The following is a 19,620-nucleotide window of genomic DNA, read 5'->3' as shown; positions in this document are numbered from 1 at the left end:
TTGGCGCCTGTCAGAAATTACAGTCCCGACCAACGGTGCTTCGATATCTGCGAATGTCCATTCCCGCGCCCCTTAGGTAGGATGGTCGTCACGAGTTCAAGGAGCGTTCCAACATGTTCATCGGCGTCTTGCTGATCATCACCTGGCTGATCCTGTTGCTGCGCTACCCGGCCAAAGCCTTGCCGGTTTCAATGGCGGCCGCCGTCGGGTTGGGGTTGGTGGCGATGTGGGTGGTGTGGCTGGACAATCGCGAGGTCAAGCAACTGGCGCGCCTTGAGCTGCGCATCAGTTATGCCCCGGAGCAGTGCCCGGCGGATCGTCCGCTGCAACTTAAAATGAATAATGGCAACGACGTGCCGCTGACCGAACTGCGTTGGCGCATCGCGGCTTATGCGCCGGGCGACACGGTCAATCTGGCCGACAATCAATACACTGCCCCGCGCTATCGCGGCCCCGGCGAATTACAGGCCGGCGGCAATTGGGAAGACTGTTTGCCGCTGCCGCCGCTGCGCCCCGGTTATCGCCCGCAAACCCTGGAGTTTCGCGCCGAGCGCTTGCAGGGTAGTTTCTCCGACTGATCCTCTTCCTCACACGTTTGCACAAGGAATGCGCCATGCCCGTTGCGTTGATTACCGGTTGTTCCAGCGGCATCGGCCGTGCCTTGGCCGATGCGTTCAAAACCGCTGGTTATGAAGTCTGGGCCAGTGCGCGCAAGGCTGAAGACGTGTCGGCATTGAGCGCTGCCGGATTCACCGCGATGCAGCTCGACGTCAATGACGGCACGGCACTGGAGTTGTTGGGTGAACGGATCAATCAGCAGCACGGCGGCCTCGATGTACTGATCAACAACGCCGGTTATGGCGCGATGGGGCCGCTGCTCGACGGTGGAGTTGCGGCGATGCAGCGACAGTTTGAAACCAATGTGTTTTCGATTGTCGGCGTGACGCGCGCGCTGTTCCCGGTGCTTCGTCGGGCCAAGGGCCTGGTGGTGAATATCGGCAGCGTTTCCGGGGTTCTGGTCACGCCGTTCGCTGGCGCCTATTGCGCGTCGAAAGCGGCAGTGCATGCACTCAGCGATGCATTACGAATGGAGCTGGCGCCGTTCGGCATTCGCGTGATGGAAGTTCAGCCGGGGGCGATTGAATCGAGTTTCGCCAAGAATGCCGGGCATGAAGCCGAGCAGTTGATCAACGAACAATCACCATGGTTTCCGTTGCGCGAGGGCATTCGGGCACGGGCCAAGGCGTCGCAGGACAAACCGACGCCGGCGCGTGAGTTTGCTGCCGAGTTGCTCAAAGCCGTGCAGCAGAGCAAGCCGCCACGGATGATCCGGATCGGTAACGGCAGCCGGGCGTTGCCGTTGTTGGCGACGCTGCTGCCCAAAGGCTTGCTGGAGTCGGCGTTGATGAAGCGGTTTGGTTTGCGTGGGCAGCTCTGACACCGAGTTGACCCAATCGCGGGCAAGCCCGCTCCCACAGGTTTTGGGGGGTAACCAAATATCCCGAACGACGCAAAAATTGTGGGAGCGTGGCTTGCCCGCGATGAGGTCCGATCAGCCAACACAAATCTCAAGCCCAACCCTTCATGAAATCAATGAACGCGCGCACCTTCAGCGGCAGGTGCCGGGTGTCCGGGTACAGCGCGTACACCCCTTGCGGAGCAAAACGAAAATCCACCAGCAAGCGCTGTAACCGCCCGGCGTCCAGATCCTCCTGAATCAGCCATTGCGGCAAAATCGCCACGCCTTGCCCGGTCAACGCGAATGCCCGCAACGTTGCCGAGTTGTCGGCGACGATTGCGCTGGTGCCCGGTTTCGGCTGATAGAAATGCTCGGTGCCGGCCGGGTCGGTGACGCTCATTTCCGGCACGCGCGCATGGCCCAGCGTCGGCATCGACTCCAACACCGCCAGCGTGTCGACCGGCGCGAAACGCTCGACCAGCCCCGGCGCCGCCACCGCAAACACCTCGAACGTCGACAACTGTACCGCGCGCAGATTGGAGTCGTGCATGCGCCCCAGACGGATCGCCATGTCGAAACGTTCGGAGATCAGATCGGCGTGGGTCGAGGAAGTGGACAAGTGAATATTCAACTGCGGTTGCTGCTGACGAAACACTTCCAGCGCCGGCACCACCTGCGCCAGCGCAAACTCCACGGTGGTGGTGATGCGCAGCGTGCCCTTGAGTTGTGAATGCTCCGACCGCGCTTCCTCGATGGCCAGTCGCGCCTCGTCCAAGGTGCGCAAACAGCGCCGGTAAAAGCGCTCGCCGGCATCGGTCAGCGCCAGCTGCCGGGTGTTGCGCGTGAGCAAGGTCACGCCCAACTCTTCCTCCAGCCGCTTGAGGTTGAAGCTCACTACTGCGCGGGTCTGCCCCAGCGTATCGGCGGCTGCGGTCAATGACCCGGCCTCGACCACAGCTTTGAAGGTGTCAAAACGATCCAGGCTGACCATGCTCGCAGCGCTCCTTGTCAAAATTATTTTGACAAACTAACAGCCAAACCAGCGTTTTCCTAACATCAGAAGCGCCCTACCCTGCACACCTCATCACAGGGAAGTTGCCATGGCCTACCGCTCGAAAGTCGCGTTGGTGTATCTGTTGGGGTTCGCTCTCGACTTGCTGAACATGTTCGCCGCGAGCATTGCCTACCCGGACATCGCCCGGCAGTTGCAGGCATCGCTGACGCAACTGGCGTGGATCACCAACGCTTACATGCTCGGGCTGACACTGATCATTCCGCTGAGTGTGTGGCTGGCCGCGCGGGTCGGCGAGCGCCGGCTGATCCTCGCTTCGTTGCTGGTATTCGGCGTAGCGTCCGGACTGGTGGCCCAGGCCGGTTCGATTGAAAGCCTGATCGGCTGGCGGCTGTTGCAAGGGCTGGGCGGTGGATTGCTGCTGCCGGTCGGTCAGGCCTTGGCCTATCGCGAGTTTCCGGCGACGCAACGCGCGCACTTCACTGGCGTGGTTTTGCTGGTGGCGCTGATGGTGCCGGCGCTGTCGCCAGCGGCCGGCGGGTTGATCGTTCAGACATTGTCATGGCGCTGGATTTTTTACCTGAACATGCCAATGGCGTTACTGGCTTTCGCGCTCGGCTTGCTCTGGTTAAAGACCGACCAACCGACCCGCGAACGCCCGACCCTCGATGCTCGCGGCCTGCTGCTGGCGGTGTCGGCCCTGAGTCTGTTGTTGGTTGCCGTGAGCCTGGCGAGCGCAGCCGCAACTCGTAACCTCGCGGGCGGTGTGCTGCTGTTCAGCGGCGTGATCCTGTGGATATATCTGCGCGATGGCTGGCACAAACCCGGTGCGGTGCTTGATCTGCAACTGATCAGGAACCCGTCCCTGCGCCTGGCGATGCTGATCTACCTGTTTGTGCCGGGCATCTTCACCGGCACCAACATGATTGCCGTGTTGTACCTGCACGAGCTCGGTTTCGGCGCGGCGCAAACCGGCGCGCTGATGCTGTCCTGGGCGGCGGCCTCGGGCGTGGCGATCATGCTTGGCAAACGCAGCTTCAACCGCGTCGGTCCCAAACCGTTGCTGATCGCCGGCATGCTGTTGCAATGCGTTGGGATTGTTGTGCTGATGCAGATTGAACAACCCGCAAGTGGCCCGCTGATCATTGCCTACGCGCTGATGGGGCTGGGCGGCAGTCTGTGCAGCGTTACCGCGCAGACCTTGGCGTTTGTCGGCATCGCGCCGGAGAAAATGGGCCACTCTAGCGCCCTGTGGAACATCAATCGCCAGCTCGGTTTCTGCCTCGGCGCGGCGCTGCTCAGTTCACTGCTCGGCGCCTTGGGCGCCAACGGCTTCAAATATTGCTTCCTCGCCGCCGCGCTGCTCACACTGTTGCCAATGGTCGCCGTGCTGCGTTTCGATGCGAGCAAAGTGCTCGCGCTGCTGACCTCTCCACCCCTTCCGGAAAAATCCACATGACTGACTACACCGAATATTTTGACGAAGTGATTCAGGCGCACGAGGCGATCGAACGATGGTTTGCCGTGGCGCAAGCCGAGGCTGAACTGGAGCGATTGCTGACGCGTTTTTCGCCACGCTTTTGCATGGTCTCGCCGCTGGGCCGGGTGCTGGATTTCGAGGCCTTGCGCGCGTTGTTTCAAATGGCCGGAGGCAAGAAGAGCGGGTTCCGGATCGCGCTCAGCGAGCTGCACGGGATTGCCATCCATGAACACGGAGCGACGGTGAGTTACCGCGAGCAGCAGACCGATGCGAGCGGCTTGCATACGGATCGGCGCTCGACCGTGGTGTTTGAAAAACTCGCATCCGGGCAGATTATCTGGCTGCATCTGCACGAGACGTTTTGCAGCGTCTAGTCGTTCGGCAATTTCCTGCAGGACCGAGTTGCCTGCATCGCGGGCAAGCCACGCTCCCACAGGTTTTGCGGTGCTCAGGAATTTTGAGTACGCCAAAAATCCTGTGGGAGCGTGGCTTGCCCGCGATGACAGCAACTCGGTCGATCAGTTATCCACAGAAGCCTGATTCACCACCACCGTGCAAGTAATCCCCGCTGCCAGCAAGACTCCTTCCGGCACTTGATCAATGTGAATCCGCACCGGCACCCGTTGCGCCAGCCGCACCCAGTTGAAGGTCGGATTCACATCGGCGATCAGCTCGCGGCTTTGCGGGTTATCGCGGTCGTAGATGCCGCGCGAAATACTTTCCACATGACCCTTAAGCGTTTCGCCGCTCATCAACTGCATGTCGGCTTTATCGCCAACCCGAACATGCGGCAGTTTGGTTTCTTCGAAGAAGCCGTAGACCCAGAACGAGTTCATGTCGACCACGGCCATTTTCGCTTCGCCGATGCGCGCGTAGTCGCCGCGATGCACGTTGAGGTTGGTCACATAACCGTCGACCGCAGCGCGCACTTGCGTGCGTTTGAGGTTGAGTTCGGCGGCTTCCAGCTGTGCCTGGGCGTGTTGATAATCGGCCAGCGCCGAGTCGGCGATGTTGCTGGCGTCGTCGCGGTTTTCTTTGGAGATCACCAGCGCGTCCATGTCGGCGCGACGGTGGGCGTTGACCTTGCGCATTTCCCACGTTGCCTTGCGCGAAGCCACCAGCGACTGCGCTTGCTTGACGGCAATGCGGTAGTGCTCGGGGTCAATCTGCATCAGCAGATCGCCCTTCTTCACCAACTGGTTGTCGCGCACCGGCACGTCGATCACCTCGCCAGTGACGTCGGCGGCAACGTTGATGATGTCGGCGCGCACGCGTCCGTCACGGGTCCACGGCGTGTCCATGTAATGCACCCACAACGTGCGGCCGATCCACAGCGCCAAGGCCAGCACCAACAGGGTCGCCAGCAGGCTGAAAAACTTTTTCATCAGATCGTTCTCAACGGTAGACAGTCAGCGCCAGCGCGCCGAACAGACAGAAAAACAGGCTCAGACGCAGCAGCGCCGGGTGCCAGAAAAAACGGTACAGATCGAACCCGGACAGAAACCGATCCAGCGCCCAGGCCAACGCCGCAGCGATGAAAAACATCAGGGTCATGGTCGGCATGTACACGCCGTGGAACGCAATTTCACGAGGCATGGGCAAGTCCTTCGGGCTTGGCGACGGTGTAGGCCGAAAGCGGCGATTGCGGGTCGAGCAATGAGGTGCGGATGAAGTGCAGGTAGCTCTTTACCCGGCGCAACGCCGAGGTGTCGAAGTGCGGCGCGAACGGCTCGTCGGTGGCCGCGACACGGCTGATCGCGTGGTCCACCGCGACCAGTGCGCGTTCGAGATTGCTCGTATTCGGTTGCAGAAACAGCCGCACCAACGAACGGCCCATCACGCGGATCGCCTGACGCCACGGCTGCGATTCGGCATACGCCGGATGCACCGGCAGGATCGCCTGCTCCTTGCGCAACTCGATCACCGCGTGACCGACTTCAAGCACCACGAACATCCAGCGCAGCAGATTTTGCTGCACCTTCGGCTCACCTGCCGCCAAGCCGTAAGCCTGATGCAGCAGATCGCGGGTGCGGCTTTCAAAACGCGAAGTCAAACCTTTGAGTTTGCCGCTGATCGCATACACCACTTGCCCGCGCAGATCCTGCTCCAGACGTTTCCACAACCAGCGACTGTTCGGCGGCAGGATGATCGCGCCGGCAGCGGCGCACACCAGCATGCCGATGACCATGGCGATGTAATCGTTGATGAAGGTGTACGGGTTGTAGATAGTCAGATTGTCCGGCACCGAACCGGTGCTGAAAAAGATCAGCAGGCCGAGACCGACTCCGGCGTATTGCGCGCGCGAAGTCAGGAACGAACCGAGCACGATCACTGGCGCGAGCATCACGCACAGCAGCGGGAAACCATCGATCCACGGGAAGATGAAAAACATCTCGACGAAGCCGATCAGCGCCCCGAGAAAGGTGCCGCAAGCCATCTGAAACGCCATGCGTTTCGGATTCGGGGTCGCGGCAGACAGGCCCACGGTGGCGGCGGCAATCATGGTCATGGTCGCGCCACTCGGCCACGCGGTGGCGACCCAATAACTGCCGAGCACAATCAGGATGAACGACGCGCGAATCCCCGATGCCGCTGCGGCCCACCAGTTGGTTTGCGGGGAGAACGGCTCATCCCAGCGCTCGCGCTCGTGGCTGTGTTCGGCCAGAGAGGCGTGGGTCTGTGCATAACTGTGCAGCTCGTCGACGAAGCGATACAGCAGTTCGTAAGCGGTGTGGAAATCCAGCTGCTCGGCGTCGCTTGGATCGCTCTGCTGAAACTCAGCGCGCAAGGCCCGCACGCGCGCCGGCAAGCCTGCCTTGTAGGACGCAAGCGCCGTCACCAGACGCGCCGCATCGGGGCTGGTCAGCGAGCGGCCGCTGAAGCCGTCGAGCACTTCGGCCAGCTCCTGCAAACCCGGTTGGATCGCCGCTTCAACATGATCCGCGCCGTTGCGCCGCAGGCGTTCGAGCAACTGATGCAAGGCGTTGAAGCGCGTGGTGATGCTCATGAATTCGCTGTTCAAGCGACTGAGCCGACCGTTGCGCCGACGCATGTGCGGGTCTTCGAATACGGTCACGCTGCGCAGGCCTTCGAGGCCGACGGCTTCGGCGATGAAACGCACGTTGGTGGCTTCGAACGAATCAGGTTGGCTACGCCCACGCAGGCCATCGGTGACGAACAGCGCGAACACGCCGAAGCGTTGATACAAGGCGTTGCGCATTGCCGCGCTGGCGGTTTGCGGCAAGATCGCGGCGCTGACCACGGTGGCGCAGAGAATCCCCAGCGAGATCTCCAGCACCCGCCAAACTGCCGCCATGAACGCACCGTCGGGATGCGCCAGCGCTGGCAGCCCGACCATCGCAGCGGTGTAGCCGGCCAACACAAAACCATAAGCGCGGAAGTTGCGGCAGCGGGTTGCGCCAGCCGTACAGACACCGACCCAGATCGCCAGCGAACCGAGGAACAGTTCGGTGTTCTGCGCGAACAGGGCGATCAGCGTGACCATCATCGCCGACCCTGCCAAGGTGCCGAGAAAGCGATAGAAACTCTTGGCGAACACCTGACCGCTTTGCGGCTGCATGACGATAAACACGGTGATCATCGCCGTGCGCGGTTGCGGCAGCTCCAGACGCATCGCCAGCCACAGGGTGAGGAAAGCGGCGAGCAACACCTTGAAGATGTAGACCCAGGTCACGCCATCGCTGCGCGCCCAGTCAAACAAACCGCGACGCCATTCGAGCGAGTAGAGCCAGCGCAGAGGGGCGGGCAAGGGAGTCATGAAGTTTGGCTCAGTGATCCAGGATTACAGAATTTTCTGTGGCGAATGCAAAACCTGTGGCGAGGGAGCTTGCTCCCGCTTGAGTGCGCAGCACTCACAGGATTTCTGGGGCCGCTTCGCTGCCCAGCGGGAGCAAGCTCCCTCGCCACAGGGGGTAGTTTCAACGCAAGAGTGCCGGGGTTTTCGGGGCTTGGGTTTGTTCGGCGGTTGGCGCGTCGTTGCCGGCGTCGAGACCTCCGCCCAATGCAGTCACGAGTTCCGCGTGAGCACTCAGCCGCGCCGCCTGCACTTGCTGCTGCACTTGTTGCTGTTTGAACAGCAAAGTCTGGGCGTTGAGCACGTTGAGGTAATCAGTGAGCCCACGCTGATAAGCGATCAGCGCAATGTCGTAGGTCTTCTGCGCGGTGGCCACGGACTCGGCGGTAAATGCTTGCTGCTTGTCCATCGATTCGCGGCGGATCAACTGGTCGGAGATGTTCTTCAGCGCATTGATCAGCGTCTGGTTGTAATGCGCCACGGCGAAGTCGTAACCGGCGGATGCTTCACCGAGTTCAGCGCGCAATCGGCCGCCGTCGAAGATCGGCAGCGAGATCGCCGGACCGACGTTGTAGGTGAGCTTCTTGCCAGTCAAAAACTCCAGCGCGCCACCGCCAGTGGCCATGTAACCGAGGCTGCCGACCAGATCAACGTTTGGATAGAACCCCGCGTGTGCCACATCGATTCCGCGTGCCTGCGCCGCGACTTGCCAGCGACTGGCGACCACGTCCGGACGCTGGCCGAGCAGTTCGGCCGGCAGCGCCGAAGGCAGTTTCAGCGCAGCACCGAGCGCCAAAGTTGGCCGTTGCAATTGCGCGCCCTCCCCCGGCCCTTTACCTGCGAGGGCGGCGAGTTGGTTGCGGCTCAGGGCAATTTCCTCGTCGAGCGCATCCAGCTGCCGATGGGTTTCCGGCAACGGCGTTTGCGCCTGGCTGACTTCGAAGTGCGTGCCGATCCCGCCGTTCAAGCGCTTTTGCGCGAGATCGAGAATCTGCTGTTGCTGCCTGAGCGTCGCGACAACGATGTCGCGCTGGGCGTAATGCAGCGACAGCTCGATGTAGGCGTGCACGACGTTGTTCTGCAATTCGAGTTGAGCCAGACGCGCTTCGGCGGCGCTCATGTGCGCCAGATCCACTGCACGTTCGCTGCTGTTCTTTTCCCGGCCCCAGAGGTCGAGGGCGTAACTGAAACCCAGCGCTGCGTTGTTGTCCCAAGTGGTGGTGGTGGCCAACTCGCCCGGACCGTAGAACTGATCGGTCGGCCAGTTGTGGCGTTTAAGCGTCGACTCACCGTTGATCTGCAACGACTCGGCGGCCTCGGCAACGCCGGCCAGGGATCTGGCCTGACGCACCCGCGCGGCGGCCATCGCCATGCTCGGGCTGCCTTGCACGGCCAGATCGATCCAGCGATTCAGTTGCGGGTCGCCGTAGGCTTGCCACCATTGCGCAGTCGGCCAGTTTGCATCACGGGCGGCGTGGGCGATGGCCTCGTCGGTGGCCAGTGAATTGGCTTCCAGCGCCTTGCCCTGCGGGGCAATTCCTTGGGTACCGATGCAGCCGCTGATGAACAGGGTAAAAGCCAGAACACTGAGCGGCATAAGCGCTCTGTTGATGCGACGCGGCACTGCTGCGAATTCCTGAGAGAGGGAGATGTTTCGAGGTGGCGCAATTCTAGGGGGGCGCCTTTGCGGCGATAAGCTGGGATTCCTGTGAATCTTTGTTACCGTTAACGCGATAATCCCTTGGTCGGGGTCTCAGCCTCGAAACTTCGTGTCACAATTTGCCATCTGCCTTGAGAGCACCCCATGGACACTTTGCAAAACATGCGCGCCTTCAGTTGCGTGGCCGAAGCCGGCAGCTTCACCGCCGCCGCCGTGCAACTCGACACCACCACCGCCAACGTTTCGCGCGCGGTCTCCAACCTTGAGGCCCACCTGCAAACCCGCCTGCTCAACCGCACCACACGGCGCATCGCCCTGACCGAGGCTGGCAAACGCTACCTGCTGCGCTGTGAACAGATCCTCGCCTACGTCGAAGAAGCCGAAGCCGAAGCCAGCGACGCCCACGCGCGCCCGGCCGGACAGCTCAAAGTGCACACCATGACCGGCATCGGCCAGCACTTCGTGATCGACGCCATCGCCCGCTACCGCAAGACCCACCCGGACGTGACCTTCGACCTGACCCTGGCCAACCGCGTCCCGGACCTGCTCGACGAAGGCTACGACGTGTCCATCGTGCTCGCCAGCGAACTGCCGGACTCGGGTTTCGTCTCCCAACGCCTGGGCATCACCTACAGCATCGTCTGCGCCTCCCCGGCCTACGTGAAAGCCAACGGCTGCGCACAAAAACCCAGCGACCTGCTCAACCACGCCTGCCTGCGCCTGGTCAGCCCGGTGATCCCGCTGGAAAAATGGGCCTTCGACGGCCCGGAAGGCCAGGAAATGGTCACCATCAACAGCTCACCGTTCCTGGTCAACTCCGCCGACGCCATGAAAACCGCGATCACCAGCGGCATGGGCGTTGGCGTGTTGCCGGTGTACGCAGCAATAGAAGGCCTGCGCAACGGCACACTGGTGCGGGTAATGCCCAACTACCGTTCGCAGGAACTGAACCTGTATGCGATCTACCCGTCGCGCCAGTACCTGGATGCGAAGATCAAGACCTGGGTGGAATACATGCGCGGGTCTCTGCCGGAGATACTGGCGGCGCATCAGGCGGCATTGGCGGCTTATGAGTTGAGCGGGAGCCTGGCGGGCGCGCGGGTGGCGAATTGATTATTGGCGGCTAGTGCTGGAAATTGGCAGTAGTCGCGCCCGGTAATAGCGATCAAGTCTAGCCAGCTGTCATTTCTGACAGTTGGCAGGATAGTTCTTCGACATGACACTTTGTGACGTAATTTCATAGTTCATTCGAGGAGCATCACCTATGTTCGCTGATATCAAAACACGTGCAGACGTTGGCACACTTGACGCTAAAATCCACGGTTTCAAATTTCCCGACTTTCAAGGTCAGGTCTCGTTTTTTTTCGACGGCAGCTCCATAGGAATTTATCTAATCGCCAAGCAACCACTTAGTGAAACCGAATGGAATGAAATCAGTTTCGTCGTTTCTCAGGACATCCAGCCTATACGCTATGAGCTACCCAACGCTGCCGTTAACATCGCCCCCAACTTTCGAGAAGTCTGGATGGATGAACACGGTGAAACTCACAGCAGAAACTACGTAACCGACAAGAATTCAGGTCATTTCACCGTTAAAAAGTTTGATCGAAAGACAGGTGAATTCGAAGCCGAATTCAACGTCAGTGTTTTAGATGAAGGCAAAGGCCACCAAGCAATTGGCAAAATCAAAGTCGATAGGTGGAGCGAAGTTTAAAGGCGGAAAACATCAATTCCTCACTGCCGTCATCACAGTAGGCAGTGAGGTTCACAATGGTAAATGCCCCCTCACCCTAACCCTCTCCCAAAGGTAGAGGGGACTGACCGAGGTGCCCACAAGAAATACGCCGACGTGAAATACCGAAGTGAATTCAAACTTGAAAAGCACAAAGATCCGCCCCGTTTTGCCCCACCACCACTCAACACAATGAGCGTTAGCTCGCGTACCGCTCTTGATCTCAAGGCCCCGTCGGCCGGCTGAGTGGAGGGGTTCATCCGGGGGAGACATCGAGAGGAGGTGCAGCGCAGCAAACCGGAGGCGATGCCCCGGATGAACCCCGGAGCGAAGGAACCCCGAGCCCCGGCGAGCGGGCCGAACGTTGGGGCAAAGCCTTTTGCTTACTTTTTGGCGTTTGAAAAAGTGAGTCGCTGTAAAAGCGAAACCGCCAGCGCCAGCACCCGAAGGAACGGATATTCACTCAAACACCCCAAAGCATGGTCGGCCCAGAGGCCGCCAAGACAACACAAAACAGAAATGTTAGCTTGCTTGGCACCCAGACGCCCGACGAGTCCTCAGCAATGAAAAAAACAGTCCTGGCCTTCAGCCGCATCACCCCACCCATGATCGAACGCCTGCAACAGGACTTCGACGTCATCGTCCCCAATCCGAAAAACGGCGACATCAACGCCCAGTTCAATGAAGCCCTGCCCCACGCCCACGGCTTGATCGGCGTCGGGCGCAAACTCGGCCACGCACAACTTGAAACCGCCGCAAAACTCGAAGTGGTCTCCAGCGTCTCGGTCGGCTACGACAACTACGACCTCGCCTATTTCAACGAGCGCGGGATCATGCTCACCAATACCCCCGACGTGCTCACCGAAAGCACCGCCGACCTGGCCTTTGCGCTGATCATGAGCAGCGCCCGACGCGTCGCCGAACTGGATGCCTGGACCAAGGCCGGCCAGTGGCAAGCCAGCGTCGGCGCACCATTGTTCGGCTGTGACGTGCACGGCAAAACCCTGGGCATCGTCGGCATGGGCAACATCGGCGCGGCCATCGCCCGCCGTGGGAGCCTGGGCTTCAACATGTCGGTCATCTACAGCGGCAACAGCCGCAAGACTGAACTCGAGCAAGAACTCGGCGCACAATTTCGCAGCCTCGATCAACTGCTCACCGAAGCCGACTTCGTCTGCCTGGTAGTGCCGCTCAGTGACAAGACTCGTCACCTGATCAGCCATCGCGAGCTGGGGTTGATGAAGCCGGGCGCAATTCTGGTGAACATCTCCCGAGGCCCGGTGGTTGATGAACCGGCGCTGATCGAAGCGTTGCAGAACAACCGCATTCGCGGCGCAGGCCTGGATGTCTACGAAAAAGAGCCGCTGGCAGAATCGCCGCTGTTCCAGCTGAAAAACGCTGTGACCCTGCCGCACATCGGCTCGGCAACCAATGAAACCCGCGAAGCCATGGCCAATCGCGCGCTCGCCAACTTGCGCAGCGCCCTGCTGGGTGAGCGACCACAGGACTTGGTGAATCCGCAAGTCTGGCGCGGCTGAATCAAACAGGGCAAGTACAGCACTGTACTTGCCCTGTTCAAAGTTTGCAGATACATACCTTGCAAACCAACCTGACACCGAAATAGTGACTACCGCTATAAACTCTCCTGACTTATCGAAACCACGATAAAACAATGGAGAACAATATCCGTGAACACATTGAGTACCGATCAATTAATCCGTTATAGCAAAATACTCCTGATGGCTTACATCAGTTTTTTCGGCTTGCTGGTGATGTACAGCAACTTCACCGACTACGCTTCCAACTATGAGTATGTCGGACATGTTCTGAGCATGGATACGACCCTGGTTAATCCGAACATACGATATCGGGCGATCGAATCACCGATGATGCACCACCGAATCTACTGGTTCATCATCACCATGGAAGTGACCTACACGGCCTTTTGCCTGCTAGGCACCTATCAACTGTTTCGAAAGCGCAATGACCCTGCAGAAATGTTCCACGATGCTAAAAAATTTTCAATTATCGGCCTGTTAATCGCGATATTTATTTATTACGTATGCTTGCAAATAGTTGGAGTTGAATGGTTCAACATGGACACTTCAAAAACCTGGAACGCCAAGGACTGGGCGCGGCACATTGTCGATTTCATGTTGCCGCTGCTGATTTTTATTGCACTGAAAACCGAGCGCTGAACGTGCAGCGCTCAATTTCCTGATTATCTCAGGCCAACTTTCCATGACTCGAAGCAACCGGGGGGCGTGGTTTACGAAACACCAGCACATTACCCAGCATCACCAACACCAGACCGCCCAGCGCTGGCGCTGTCCACTGGTAGCCTTCGGCAAATGCCGAGACATTCAGCGCCACCACTGGGAACAACACGGTGCAGTAAGCGGCGCGCTCCGGCCCCATCCGGCCGACCAGCGTCAGGTACGCGGTGAAACCGATCACCGATCCCGGGATCACCAGATACAGCAGCGCACCGACGTAACGCGGTGACCAATCCATGTCAAAGGGAATGCCTTTGACCAGACACCACGCCGTGAGCATCGCCGCGCCGTAAGCCATGCCCCAGGCGTTGGTCGTCAGCGGTTTGAGACCGGCCTTCTGTTGCAGGCTCGAGAGCATGTTACCGGCCGAAAAACACAACGTGCCGCACAGCGCCAAACCGAGGCCGAGCAAGGTTTGCGGGGTGGCCTGATGCCCGGCCAGTTCCGGCCAGAACAGCAAACCGAGACCACCCAGCCCCAGCGCGCCGCCCATCAGCACATTGCGTGCGATGCGCTGGCCGAAGAACACCCGCGCATTCAGCGCGTTCCACAAGGTCGCGGTGGAAAACACCACCGCTACCAGACCGCTGGGGATCCATTGGCTGGCGGTCAGGAAACACATGAAATTGACGCAGAACAGGCACAAGCCCTGCGCCACGCAGATCACATGCCCGCGACGGTTCATCGGTTGCAAGCGCCGGCTCAACAGCAACAGAACGAACAGCACCAACGCGGCGAGGCCGAAGCGATAGACGATCGACACCGGAATCGCCACCACGCCCAGTTGCCATTTCAAGGCAATCCAGGTGGTGCCCCAGATCAGCACGGTCAGCAGGTACAACGACAGGTTCATGGTGGACACTCCTCAATTGGCGTTCAGTGTCCGCCCGCGGTGTTCGATCGCACTTGCATAAACTTGCGCTTTTGTCGGCGCGCAGGCTGGCAGCGCAGGGCCTACGGAGTAGGATGCAAGGCGATGGAGAGAACCAATATGGCCGCCCTGGATTCACTGCAAGTCTTTCAAGCCCTCAACCGCTCGCCGAACGCTCGCCTTGTGCACAGCGCCGAGCTCGGTGACGGCTTGTCTGCCGCTTTGTGGACCAACCACCACGACGCGCAGGAATACGAAGCGCCGAGTCATCACACCCTCTCTTGCTACATCGCTGGCGGTACCGGCACGTTTCGCCGTGGTCAGCCGGGCCACAAGGGCGGGCCGGACAAGCTGTGCATCCTGCCGGCCGACCACGAATCCGGCTGGGTGATCAACGGCGATATCCGCCTCGCGCATCTGTATTTCAGTGCTGAGCAGTTTGCGCTGGGCTGTGTGACCTTGCTCGATCGCGAACCTCGCGAATTGCAGTTGCGCGAGCAGACGTTTCTCGATGATCCGCAACAGGCCAAACGCTTTCGCCAGTTGATCAGCCTCAACTGGGATGAGCCGGGCGAGCGTCTGCTGACCAGCAGTCTGGCGCATGAATTGATCAGCCATACGTTGCTCAGCCAAGTCGGGATTCGTCAGGGTTTGCGCCTGAAGGGTGGACTGGCGGCGCATCAACGCCGACAGTTGGTGGAGTTCATCGACAGTCAGTTGGCCGAGCCAATCAGCCTCGGGCAACTGGCCGGTTTGTGCGCGTTGTCGGAATACCACTTTGCGCGGATGTTTCGGATGAGTTTTGGCTTGCCGCCACATCAGTATCTGCTGGCACGCAGGTTGAGCCGGGCGCGGCAGTTGTTGCGCGGGACGCGGTTGCCGTTGGGGGAGATTGCGCTGGCTTGCGGTTTTGCCAGTGCGAGTCATTTCACTAACCGGTTTCGGCAGGTATTGGGTGGGACGCCCGGCGAGTATCGCCAGGCGTTTTTGCGCTGAAGCCTTTTCCCCTCACCCTAGCCCTCCCGAAACGTCGGACCGCCCAGAGGGAGAGGGGACCGATACGGGGATATTGGGGAAATACGCCGACCTGAACGTGCCGCGCTGAATCCATAATCGCCTCGATCTTTCAGGTCGATGTACAACGCCAAACACCTCGGTCGGCCCCCTCTCCCTTCGGGCGGTCCGACGTTTCGGGAGGGCTGGGGTGAGGGTAGCTTTTGATCTGCCCTCAGAACTCCAAAGTGCTCGACAAAGAAATCTGCCGCGAATCCCCCATCGACACAAAAAACCGGCTCGCCGAAGACGTGTAATAAGTCCGGTCAAACAGGTTCTTCACATTCAGCTGGAACTTGACCTTCTGCCCTTCGACTTTGGTGTCGTACGTAGCAAACGCGTCAGCCACGGTATAGCTCGGCAGATCAAAATCATTCACCGCATTTCCCGCGCGCTCGCCGACATAACGCGCCCCAGCGCCGACTCGCAACTGATCGCCGCCAATCACGCTGCCAAAGTCGTACACCGCGGACAATGAGCCGGTATTCTTCGCCACGTTTTGCAGTTTCTTGCCTTTGTAATCCGGATCCTCGGTGACTTCAGCATCGGTGTAGGCGTAGCTGCCGATCATGCTCCAGCGCTCGCTGAGCTGGCCGCTCAGATCAACTTCCAGACCGCGCGAACGCACTTCACCGGCCGCGCTGTAAATTGTCGTCGGTCCTTCTGAGTTGGCTACCAGCACGTTGCGTTTCTTGATGTCGAACAACGCGATGTTGCCAGTGATGCTGCCCGGCATGTCGAGGCGTGCGCCGAGCTCCCACGACTTGGCCTCTTCCGGCGCAATGCTGCCGTCGAGTACGGTGCTGCTGCCGCTCAGCGGGGCGATGGTCGAGTTGGGTTTGAACGATTCGGTGTAGCTGCCGTAGAACGACAACGCGTCGGTGTAGCGATACACCAGACCTGCGCGCGGCACCCATTTCTGACCGTTGCTGTCGGTGTTGGCCTTGAATGGCACGCCTTTGCCGGCGTACTGGTCGTACTCCTGGAAACGTCCGCCAGCCACCAGAATCCACTTGTCGGTGAGGTGGATCGAGTCCTGCAAAAAGATCGAGTCGCTGCGCAGTTCATCGGTCTGTGCGCTGTCGGCGGCACTGACAGTGGTGCCGGCAACTTCGCGGCCGTAGACCGGGTTGACGTAGCTGAAGGTGCTCAGGCTTTTCTGGCGGATCAGGTCTTCGCGGTAGATCTTGCGGTACTCGTCGTCGACGCCGAACACCAGATCGTGTTGCATGCCCAATACATTGACTTTGCCTTCGAGGCTGGCAGTGGTGAAACGGTCGGTGCTGATCGCGTTTTGCGTGCCATCCATGCTGCGCGTCAGCGTGCCTTTTTTGGTGTCGATCGCAGTCACGCGCACCTGGCTCGCATCGTAGGTTTCGCGGTTCCAGCTGTAGCCGAAGTGCGCTTTCCAGTCGTCGTTGAGTTCGTGATCGGCCTCGAAATGGTACAGATCCGAACGCCCTTCCATGTCATTGAACGGCTCGTCGAGGCGCTCGTTGCGCGAGATGTCCAGCGGATGATTGGTGCGCGGATCAATCACCGTGCCCCGGTCGAACGGAGTAAGAAATTCGCGATGCTCGTAGGCGAACAACAGCTTGGTGCTTTCGCCAAACCAGGCAATCGACGGCGCGATCAGCGATTCACGGTGGGTGCCGAAATTGCGCCAGTAATCTTCGTCTTCGTGATCGAGCACCATGCGGTAGGCAAGGCCGGAATCGCCCAATGCGCCGGTGCTGTCGAAGCTGCCGCCACTGCCATTTTTGCCATCGCCGTAGGTCGAGCCGCGCAAGGTCAACGCGTTGTATTGGGTCAGTTCAGGCTTCTTGCTGACCATGTTGACCACGCCGCCCGGGTCCTGGATTCCGTAGAGCAGCGAGGCCGGGCCTTTGAGCACTTCGACGCGATCGACCGTGGCGTTCATGCCGCGTCCCTGCACCACCGGCATGCCGTCGCGCATGATCGAGCCGTTGCGGTTGTCGCCAAAACCTCGGGTCATCACCGAGTCCTGGGTGCTGGCCAGCGTGTTGCCCTGGGTGATGCCGCTGACGTTGGCCAGCGCATCGTCGAGATTGCGCGGTGCCTGATCGCGGATGACCTGGGCCGGGATCACGTTGATGGTCTGCGGGATTTCCTGCAGCGAAGCCGAAGAGCGCATCACCGACGTGGTCGCCGGCGGCTGATAGCTCATCGACGAATTGACCTGCGAAGTGATGGTGGTGGCGCCGAGGGTCAACGCCCCGGCAGTCGGTTGCGGTTCGAGGGCGAAGGTGTGGCTGTCGGTGCGACGGAAGTTCAGGCCCGAGCCGCTCAGCAGACGTTGCAGCGCCTGCTCGGCGCTCATCTGACCAGTGACCGCTGGCGCGGTGAGGCCGTACGGCGCTTCATCGGTGTAAACCACGCTTTGGCCGGTCACGCGGCTGAAGTCGCTCAAGGCCTGCGGTAGCGGTTTGGCGCTCAGGGAAAAACTGAACTGCTTCTGCGGCTGGCTGCTGACGGTTTCCGCGGCGAGCGCCACGCTCAGTGGCAACAATGCCATCGCCGAAACGCTCAGCACTGATGCACCGAACCACTGTTTGACCGAACCCGATTTTGCCCTGGACTTCATTGCTCATGACCTGTGTAGAACCGCAACGGATGCGAATGACTCGCAGTTTCAGTCACTACACGGATGAGCTCCGGGTTTACCTCACTACAATTGTGAAAATATTTTCAGCGCAGGATGATCAGCGTTCCGAGTACCTGATGCTGCTCGAATCCCAACACCCCTTGCAGCGAACTCAGAACCGCCTGCGGATCCTTGCTCGGGAAACTGCCGCTGACCTTGCGTGCCGCCAGTTCATCGTTGAGCAGCATGATTCGTCCGGGGTAATAGCGGCGCAGATCCTGCACGACATCGGCCAGCGTAGTCTTGTAGTAAGTCAGCCAGCCCTGACGCCAGGCCAGTTGCGCGGCGCTGTCCACGGCATGCAATTTTTCCGCATTGCCCTGGCCGTACGCGACTTGTTGGTTGGCGGTAAGAATCTGTTGTTGAGCGCCAGGGGTTGCGCTCACGCCGACGCGCCCGGACAGCACCGTGACTTGCGCACCCTGCGGTTGCAGACGCACTTCGAATTGCGTGCCGAGCACGCGCGCCTGACCTTTCTCGGCCTCGACCACAAACGGCTCGCCAGTGTGGGTGACGGTGAAGAATCCGGCGCCACGGCGCAGTTGCACATGGCGCTCACCGTGACTGAAATCCACCGCAATGGCGCTGTCGGCATCCAGCGTCACTTGCGATTGATCGGCCAGCGTGACCATGCGAATTTCACCGGGAGCCGACACGTAATCGGCGCCCAGATCATCGACCCAACGCTGCGGCTGCCAACCGCTGCCGAGGCTGATCATGAGCACCAGACACGCGGCCATTGCCAGCGCTCCAGCCCAACGCCGAATCTGCGGACGCCGCGGTCGATCCATCGCATTGAGCAACGACTGCAACGCCAGCGAATCTTCATCGGCCAAGGTGCGCGCCGGCTCTTCGCTCAGTTCCCAGACCACTTGCGCCTGGGAGTAGGCCTCGGCGTGGGCCGGATCGGCGCGCAGCCAATGGCTGAACGTCAGTTGATCGCCAGCGCTTGGGCGGTCGTGCAGCAGGCTCAGCCAGGCCAAAGCGGCCTGTTCCTGCGCGGGCGTCGGCGTGACGCGATCCATGTGATTCACGGTGCTTTCCTTCGCATGCGTGGCGTGGGTTCGCGCAGGCTGGCCTTGCAGGCCTCGAGGGCGCGCATCATATGTTTTTCCACGGCGCTTTGGGACAGGCCCATGGCTTTGGCGATCTCGGCGTACTTGCGCCCGTGGATGCGGTTGAGCAAAAAGATCTGTCGCGTGCGCTCGGGCAAGGCGCGCAGTGCTGCCTCGACATGGCGCAAATCGTTGCCCGCTTCCAGCGCCGCTTGCGGTTCGCTGGCGCTACTGTCAGGTTCATCCGGTTGCCAGCCTTCATTGACGCGCACCCGCGCACCTTCACTGCGCAAATGATCGATGGCGATGTTGCCGGCACAACGCAAAAGATAGGTGCTGAGTTCTTCGACTTGCACCAGCGGCCGGCGCCAGAAGCGCAGAAACAGATCCTGCACCAGATCCGCCGCTGTCGCCCGACAGCCGACGCGCCGGCTGACCAACGCTTCCATCTGCGGGCGCTGCGAGAGAAACACCTGAAGGAAATGCGCACGCGCCCCGCTCGGCTCATCGTCGCGAGATTCCGGGGGATGGCTGATCAGCATT

18 protein-coding genes are annotated in these 19,620 nt (G+C 60.2%); 9 read left to right on the top strand and 9 right to left on the bottom strand.

Annotated elements, in window-relative coordinates:
• Positions 1-113: 113 nt before the first annotated feature.
• Positions 114-578, top strand: coding sequence for a multidrug transporter (locus ACP7EE_RS23175; protein WP_420647709.1), 465 nt, complete (start codon positions 114-116; stop codon positions 576-578).
• 35 nt (positions 579-613) lie between these two features.
• On the top strand, positions 614-1,438 hold the full coding sequence (locus ACP7EE_RS23170) for an SDR family oxidoreductase (RefSeq protein ID WP_426237009.1): 825 nt from the start codon (positions 614-616) through the stop codon (positions 1,436-1,438).
• Positions 1,439-1,568: 130 nt separating this feature from the next.
• Here ACP7EE_RS23170 and ACP7EE_RS23165 read toward each other — a convergent pair whose 3' ends face one another.
• Positions 1,569-2,450 (bottom strand): LysR family transcriptional regulator, encoded by an 882-nt coding sequence (locus ACP7EE_RS23165; protein ID WP_426237007.1) that lies wholly within the window; start codon positions 2,448-2,450, stop codon positions 1,569-1,571.
• A gap of 109 nt (positions 2,451-2,559) precedes the next feature.
• Between ACP7EE_RS23165 and ACP7EE_RS23160 the strand changes: the two genes are divergently transcribed.
• Both ACP7EE_RS23160 and ACP7EE_RS23155 read left to right on the top strand, forming a co-directional pair.
• Positions 2,560-3,930 carry an MFS transporter gene (locus tag ACP7EE_RS23160; RefSeq protein WP_426237005.1) on the top strand — a complete coding sequence of 457 codons (1,371 nt, stop codon included), beginning with the start codon at positions 2,560-2,562 and terminating at the stop codon, positions 3,928-3,930.
• Positions 3,927-4,325, top strand: coding sequence for a DUF4440 domain-containing protein (locus ACP7EE_RS23155; protein WP_426237003.1), 399 nt, complete (start codon positions 3,927-3,929; stop codon positions 4,323-4,325). Before ACP7EE_RS23160 ends, ACP7EE_RS23155 begins: the two co-directional genes overlap by 4 nt.
• 144 nt (positions 4,326-4,469) lie before the next feature.
• On the opposite strand, the gene ACP7EE_RS23150 is transcribed toward ACP7EE_RS23155, so the two are convergent.
• The 4 genes from ACP7EE_RS23150 to ACP7EE_RS23135 form a co-directional block, all read right to left on the bottom strand.
• Positions 4,470-5,336: an efflux RND transporter periplasmic adaptor subunit gene (locus ACP7EE_RS23150; RefSeq protein WP_426237001.1), complete on the bottom strand. Its 867-nt coding sequence runs from the start codon at positions 5,334-5,336 to the stop codon at positions 4,470-4,472.
• A 10-nt stretch (positions 5,337-5,346) separates the two neighbouring features.
• Positions 5,347-5,547 (bottom strand): DUF1656 domain-containing protein, encoded by a 201-nt coding sequence (locus ACP7EE_RS23145; protein ID WP_420647702.1) that lies wholly within the window; start codon positions 5,545-5,547, stop codon positions 5,347-5,349.
• Positions 5,537-7,729, bottom strand: coding sequence for an FUSC family protein (locus tag ACP7EE_RS23140; protein ID WP_426236999.1), 2,193 nt, complete (start codon positions 7,727-7,729; stop codon positions 5,537-5,539). The genes ACP7EE_RS23145 and ACP7EE_RS23140 overlap by 11 nt, the downstream gene beginning before the upstream one ends.
• Before the next feature lie 160 nt (positions 7,730-7,889).
• Positions 7,890-9,389 carry an efflux transporter outer membrane subunit gene (locus ACP7EE_RS23135; protein ID WP_426236997.1) on the bottom strand — a complete coding sequence of 500 codons (1,500 nt, stop codon included), beginning with the start codon at positions 9,387-9,389 and terminating at the stop codon, positions 7,890-7,892.
• A gap of 180 nt (positions 9,390-9,569) precedes the next feature.
• On the opposite strand from ACP7EE_RS23135, the gene ACP7EE_RS23130 reads away from it, so the two are divergent.
• The 4 genes from ACP7EE_RS23130 to ACP7EE_RS23115 all read left to right on the top strand — a co-directional run bounded on the left by ACP7EE_RS23130 (position 9,570) and on the right by ACP7EE_RS23115 (position 13,355).
• Positions 9,570-10,538, top strand: coding sequence for a LysR family transcriptional regulator (locus ACP7EE_RS23130; RefSeq protein WP_426236995.1), 969 nt, complete (start codon positions 9,570-9,572; stop codon positions 10,536-10,538).
• 151 nt (positions 10,539-10,689) lie between these two features.
• Positions 10,690-11,139 carry a hypothetical protein gene (locus tag ACP7EE_RS23125; RefSeq protein WP_426236993.1) on the top strand — a complete coding sequence of 150 codons (450 nt, stop codon included), beginning with the start codon at positions 10,690-10,692 and terminating at the stop codon, positions 11,137-11,139.
• Positions 11,140-11,720: 581 nt separating this feature from the next.
• Positions 11,721-12,695: a 2-hydroxyacid dehydrogenase gene (locus ACP7EE_RS23120; RefSeq protein ID WP_426236991.1), complete on the top strand. Its 975-nt coding sequence runs from the start codon at positions 11,721-11,723 to the stop codon at positions 12,693-12,695.
• 150 nt (positions 12,696-12,845) lie between these two features.
• A complete protein-coding gene (locus tag ACP7EE_RS23115; protein ID WP_426202420.1) occupies positions 12,846-13,355 on the top strand; it encodes a DUF2165 family protein in 510 nt (169 codons plus the stop codon).
• 28 nt (positions 13,356-13,383) lie between these two features.
• On the opposite strand, the gene ACP7EE_RS23110 is transcribed toward ACP7EE_RS23115, so the two are convergent.
• A complete protein-coding gene (locus ACP7EE_RS23110) occupies positions 13,384-14,286 on the bottom strand; it encodes a DMT family transporter (RefSeq protein ID WP_426202422.1) in 903 nt (300 codons plus the stop codon).
• A gap of 138 nt (positions 14,287-14,424) precedes the next feature.
• Here ACP7EE_RS23110 and ACP7EE_RS23105 point away from each other — a divergent pair, with 138 nt between their 5' ends.
• Complete coding sequence (locus ACP7EE_RS23105; RefSeq protein ID WP_426236989.1) at positions 14,425-15,300, top strand: helix-turn-helix domain-containing protein; 876 nt, start codon at positions 14,425-14,427, stop codon at positions 15,298-15,300.
• A 232-nt stretch (positions 15,301-15,532) separates the two neighbouring features.
• Here ACP7EE_RS23105 and ACP7EE_RS23100 read toward each other — a convergent pair whose 3' ends face one another.
• From ACP7EE_RS23100 to ACP7EE_RS23090, 3 genes are all read right to left on the bottom strand, one after another.
• A complete protein-coding gene (locus ACP7EE_RS23100) occupies positions 15,533-17,962 on the bottom strand; it encodes a TonB-dependent siderophore receptor (protein ID WP_426236987.1) in 2,430 nt (809 codons plus the stop codon).
• Positions 17,963-18,066: 104 nt separating this feature from the next.
• Positions 18,067-19,056, bottom strand: coding sequence for a FecR family protein (locus ACP7EE_RS23095; protein ID WP_426236985.1), 990 nt, complete (start codon positions 19,054-19,056; stop codon positions 18,067-18,069).
• Positions 19,053-19,619, bottom strand: coding sequence for an RNA polymerase sigma factor (locus ACP7EE_RS23090; RefSeq protein WP_426236983.1), 567 nt, complete (start codon positions 19,617-19,619; stop codon positions 19,053-19,055). Before ACP7EE_RS23090 ends, ACP7EE_RS23095 begins: the two co-directional genes overlap by 4 nt.
• Position 19,620 lies beyond the last annotated feature (1 nt).

This window comes from Pseudomonas sp. TWP3-2, assembly GCF_049897765.1.
GTDB lineage: Bacteria > Pseudomonadota > Gammaproteobacteria > Pseudomonadales > Pseudomonadaceae > Aquipseudomonas.
The sequence above is the reverse complement of the archived record's forward strand: the minus strand, read 5'-3'. Positions and strand labels throughout refer to the sequence as shown.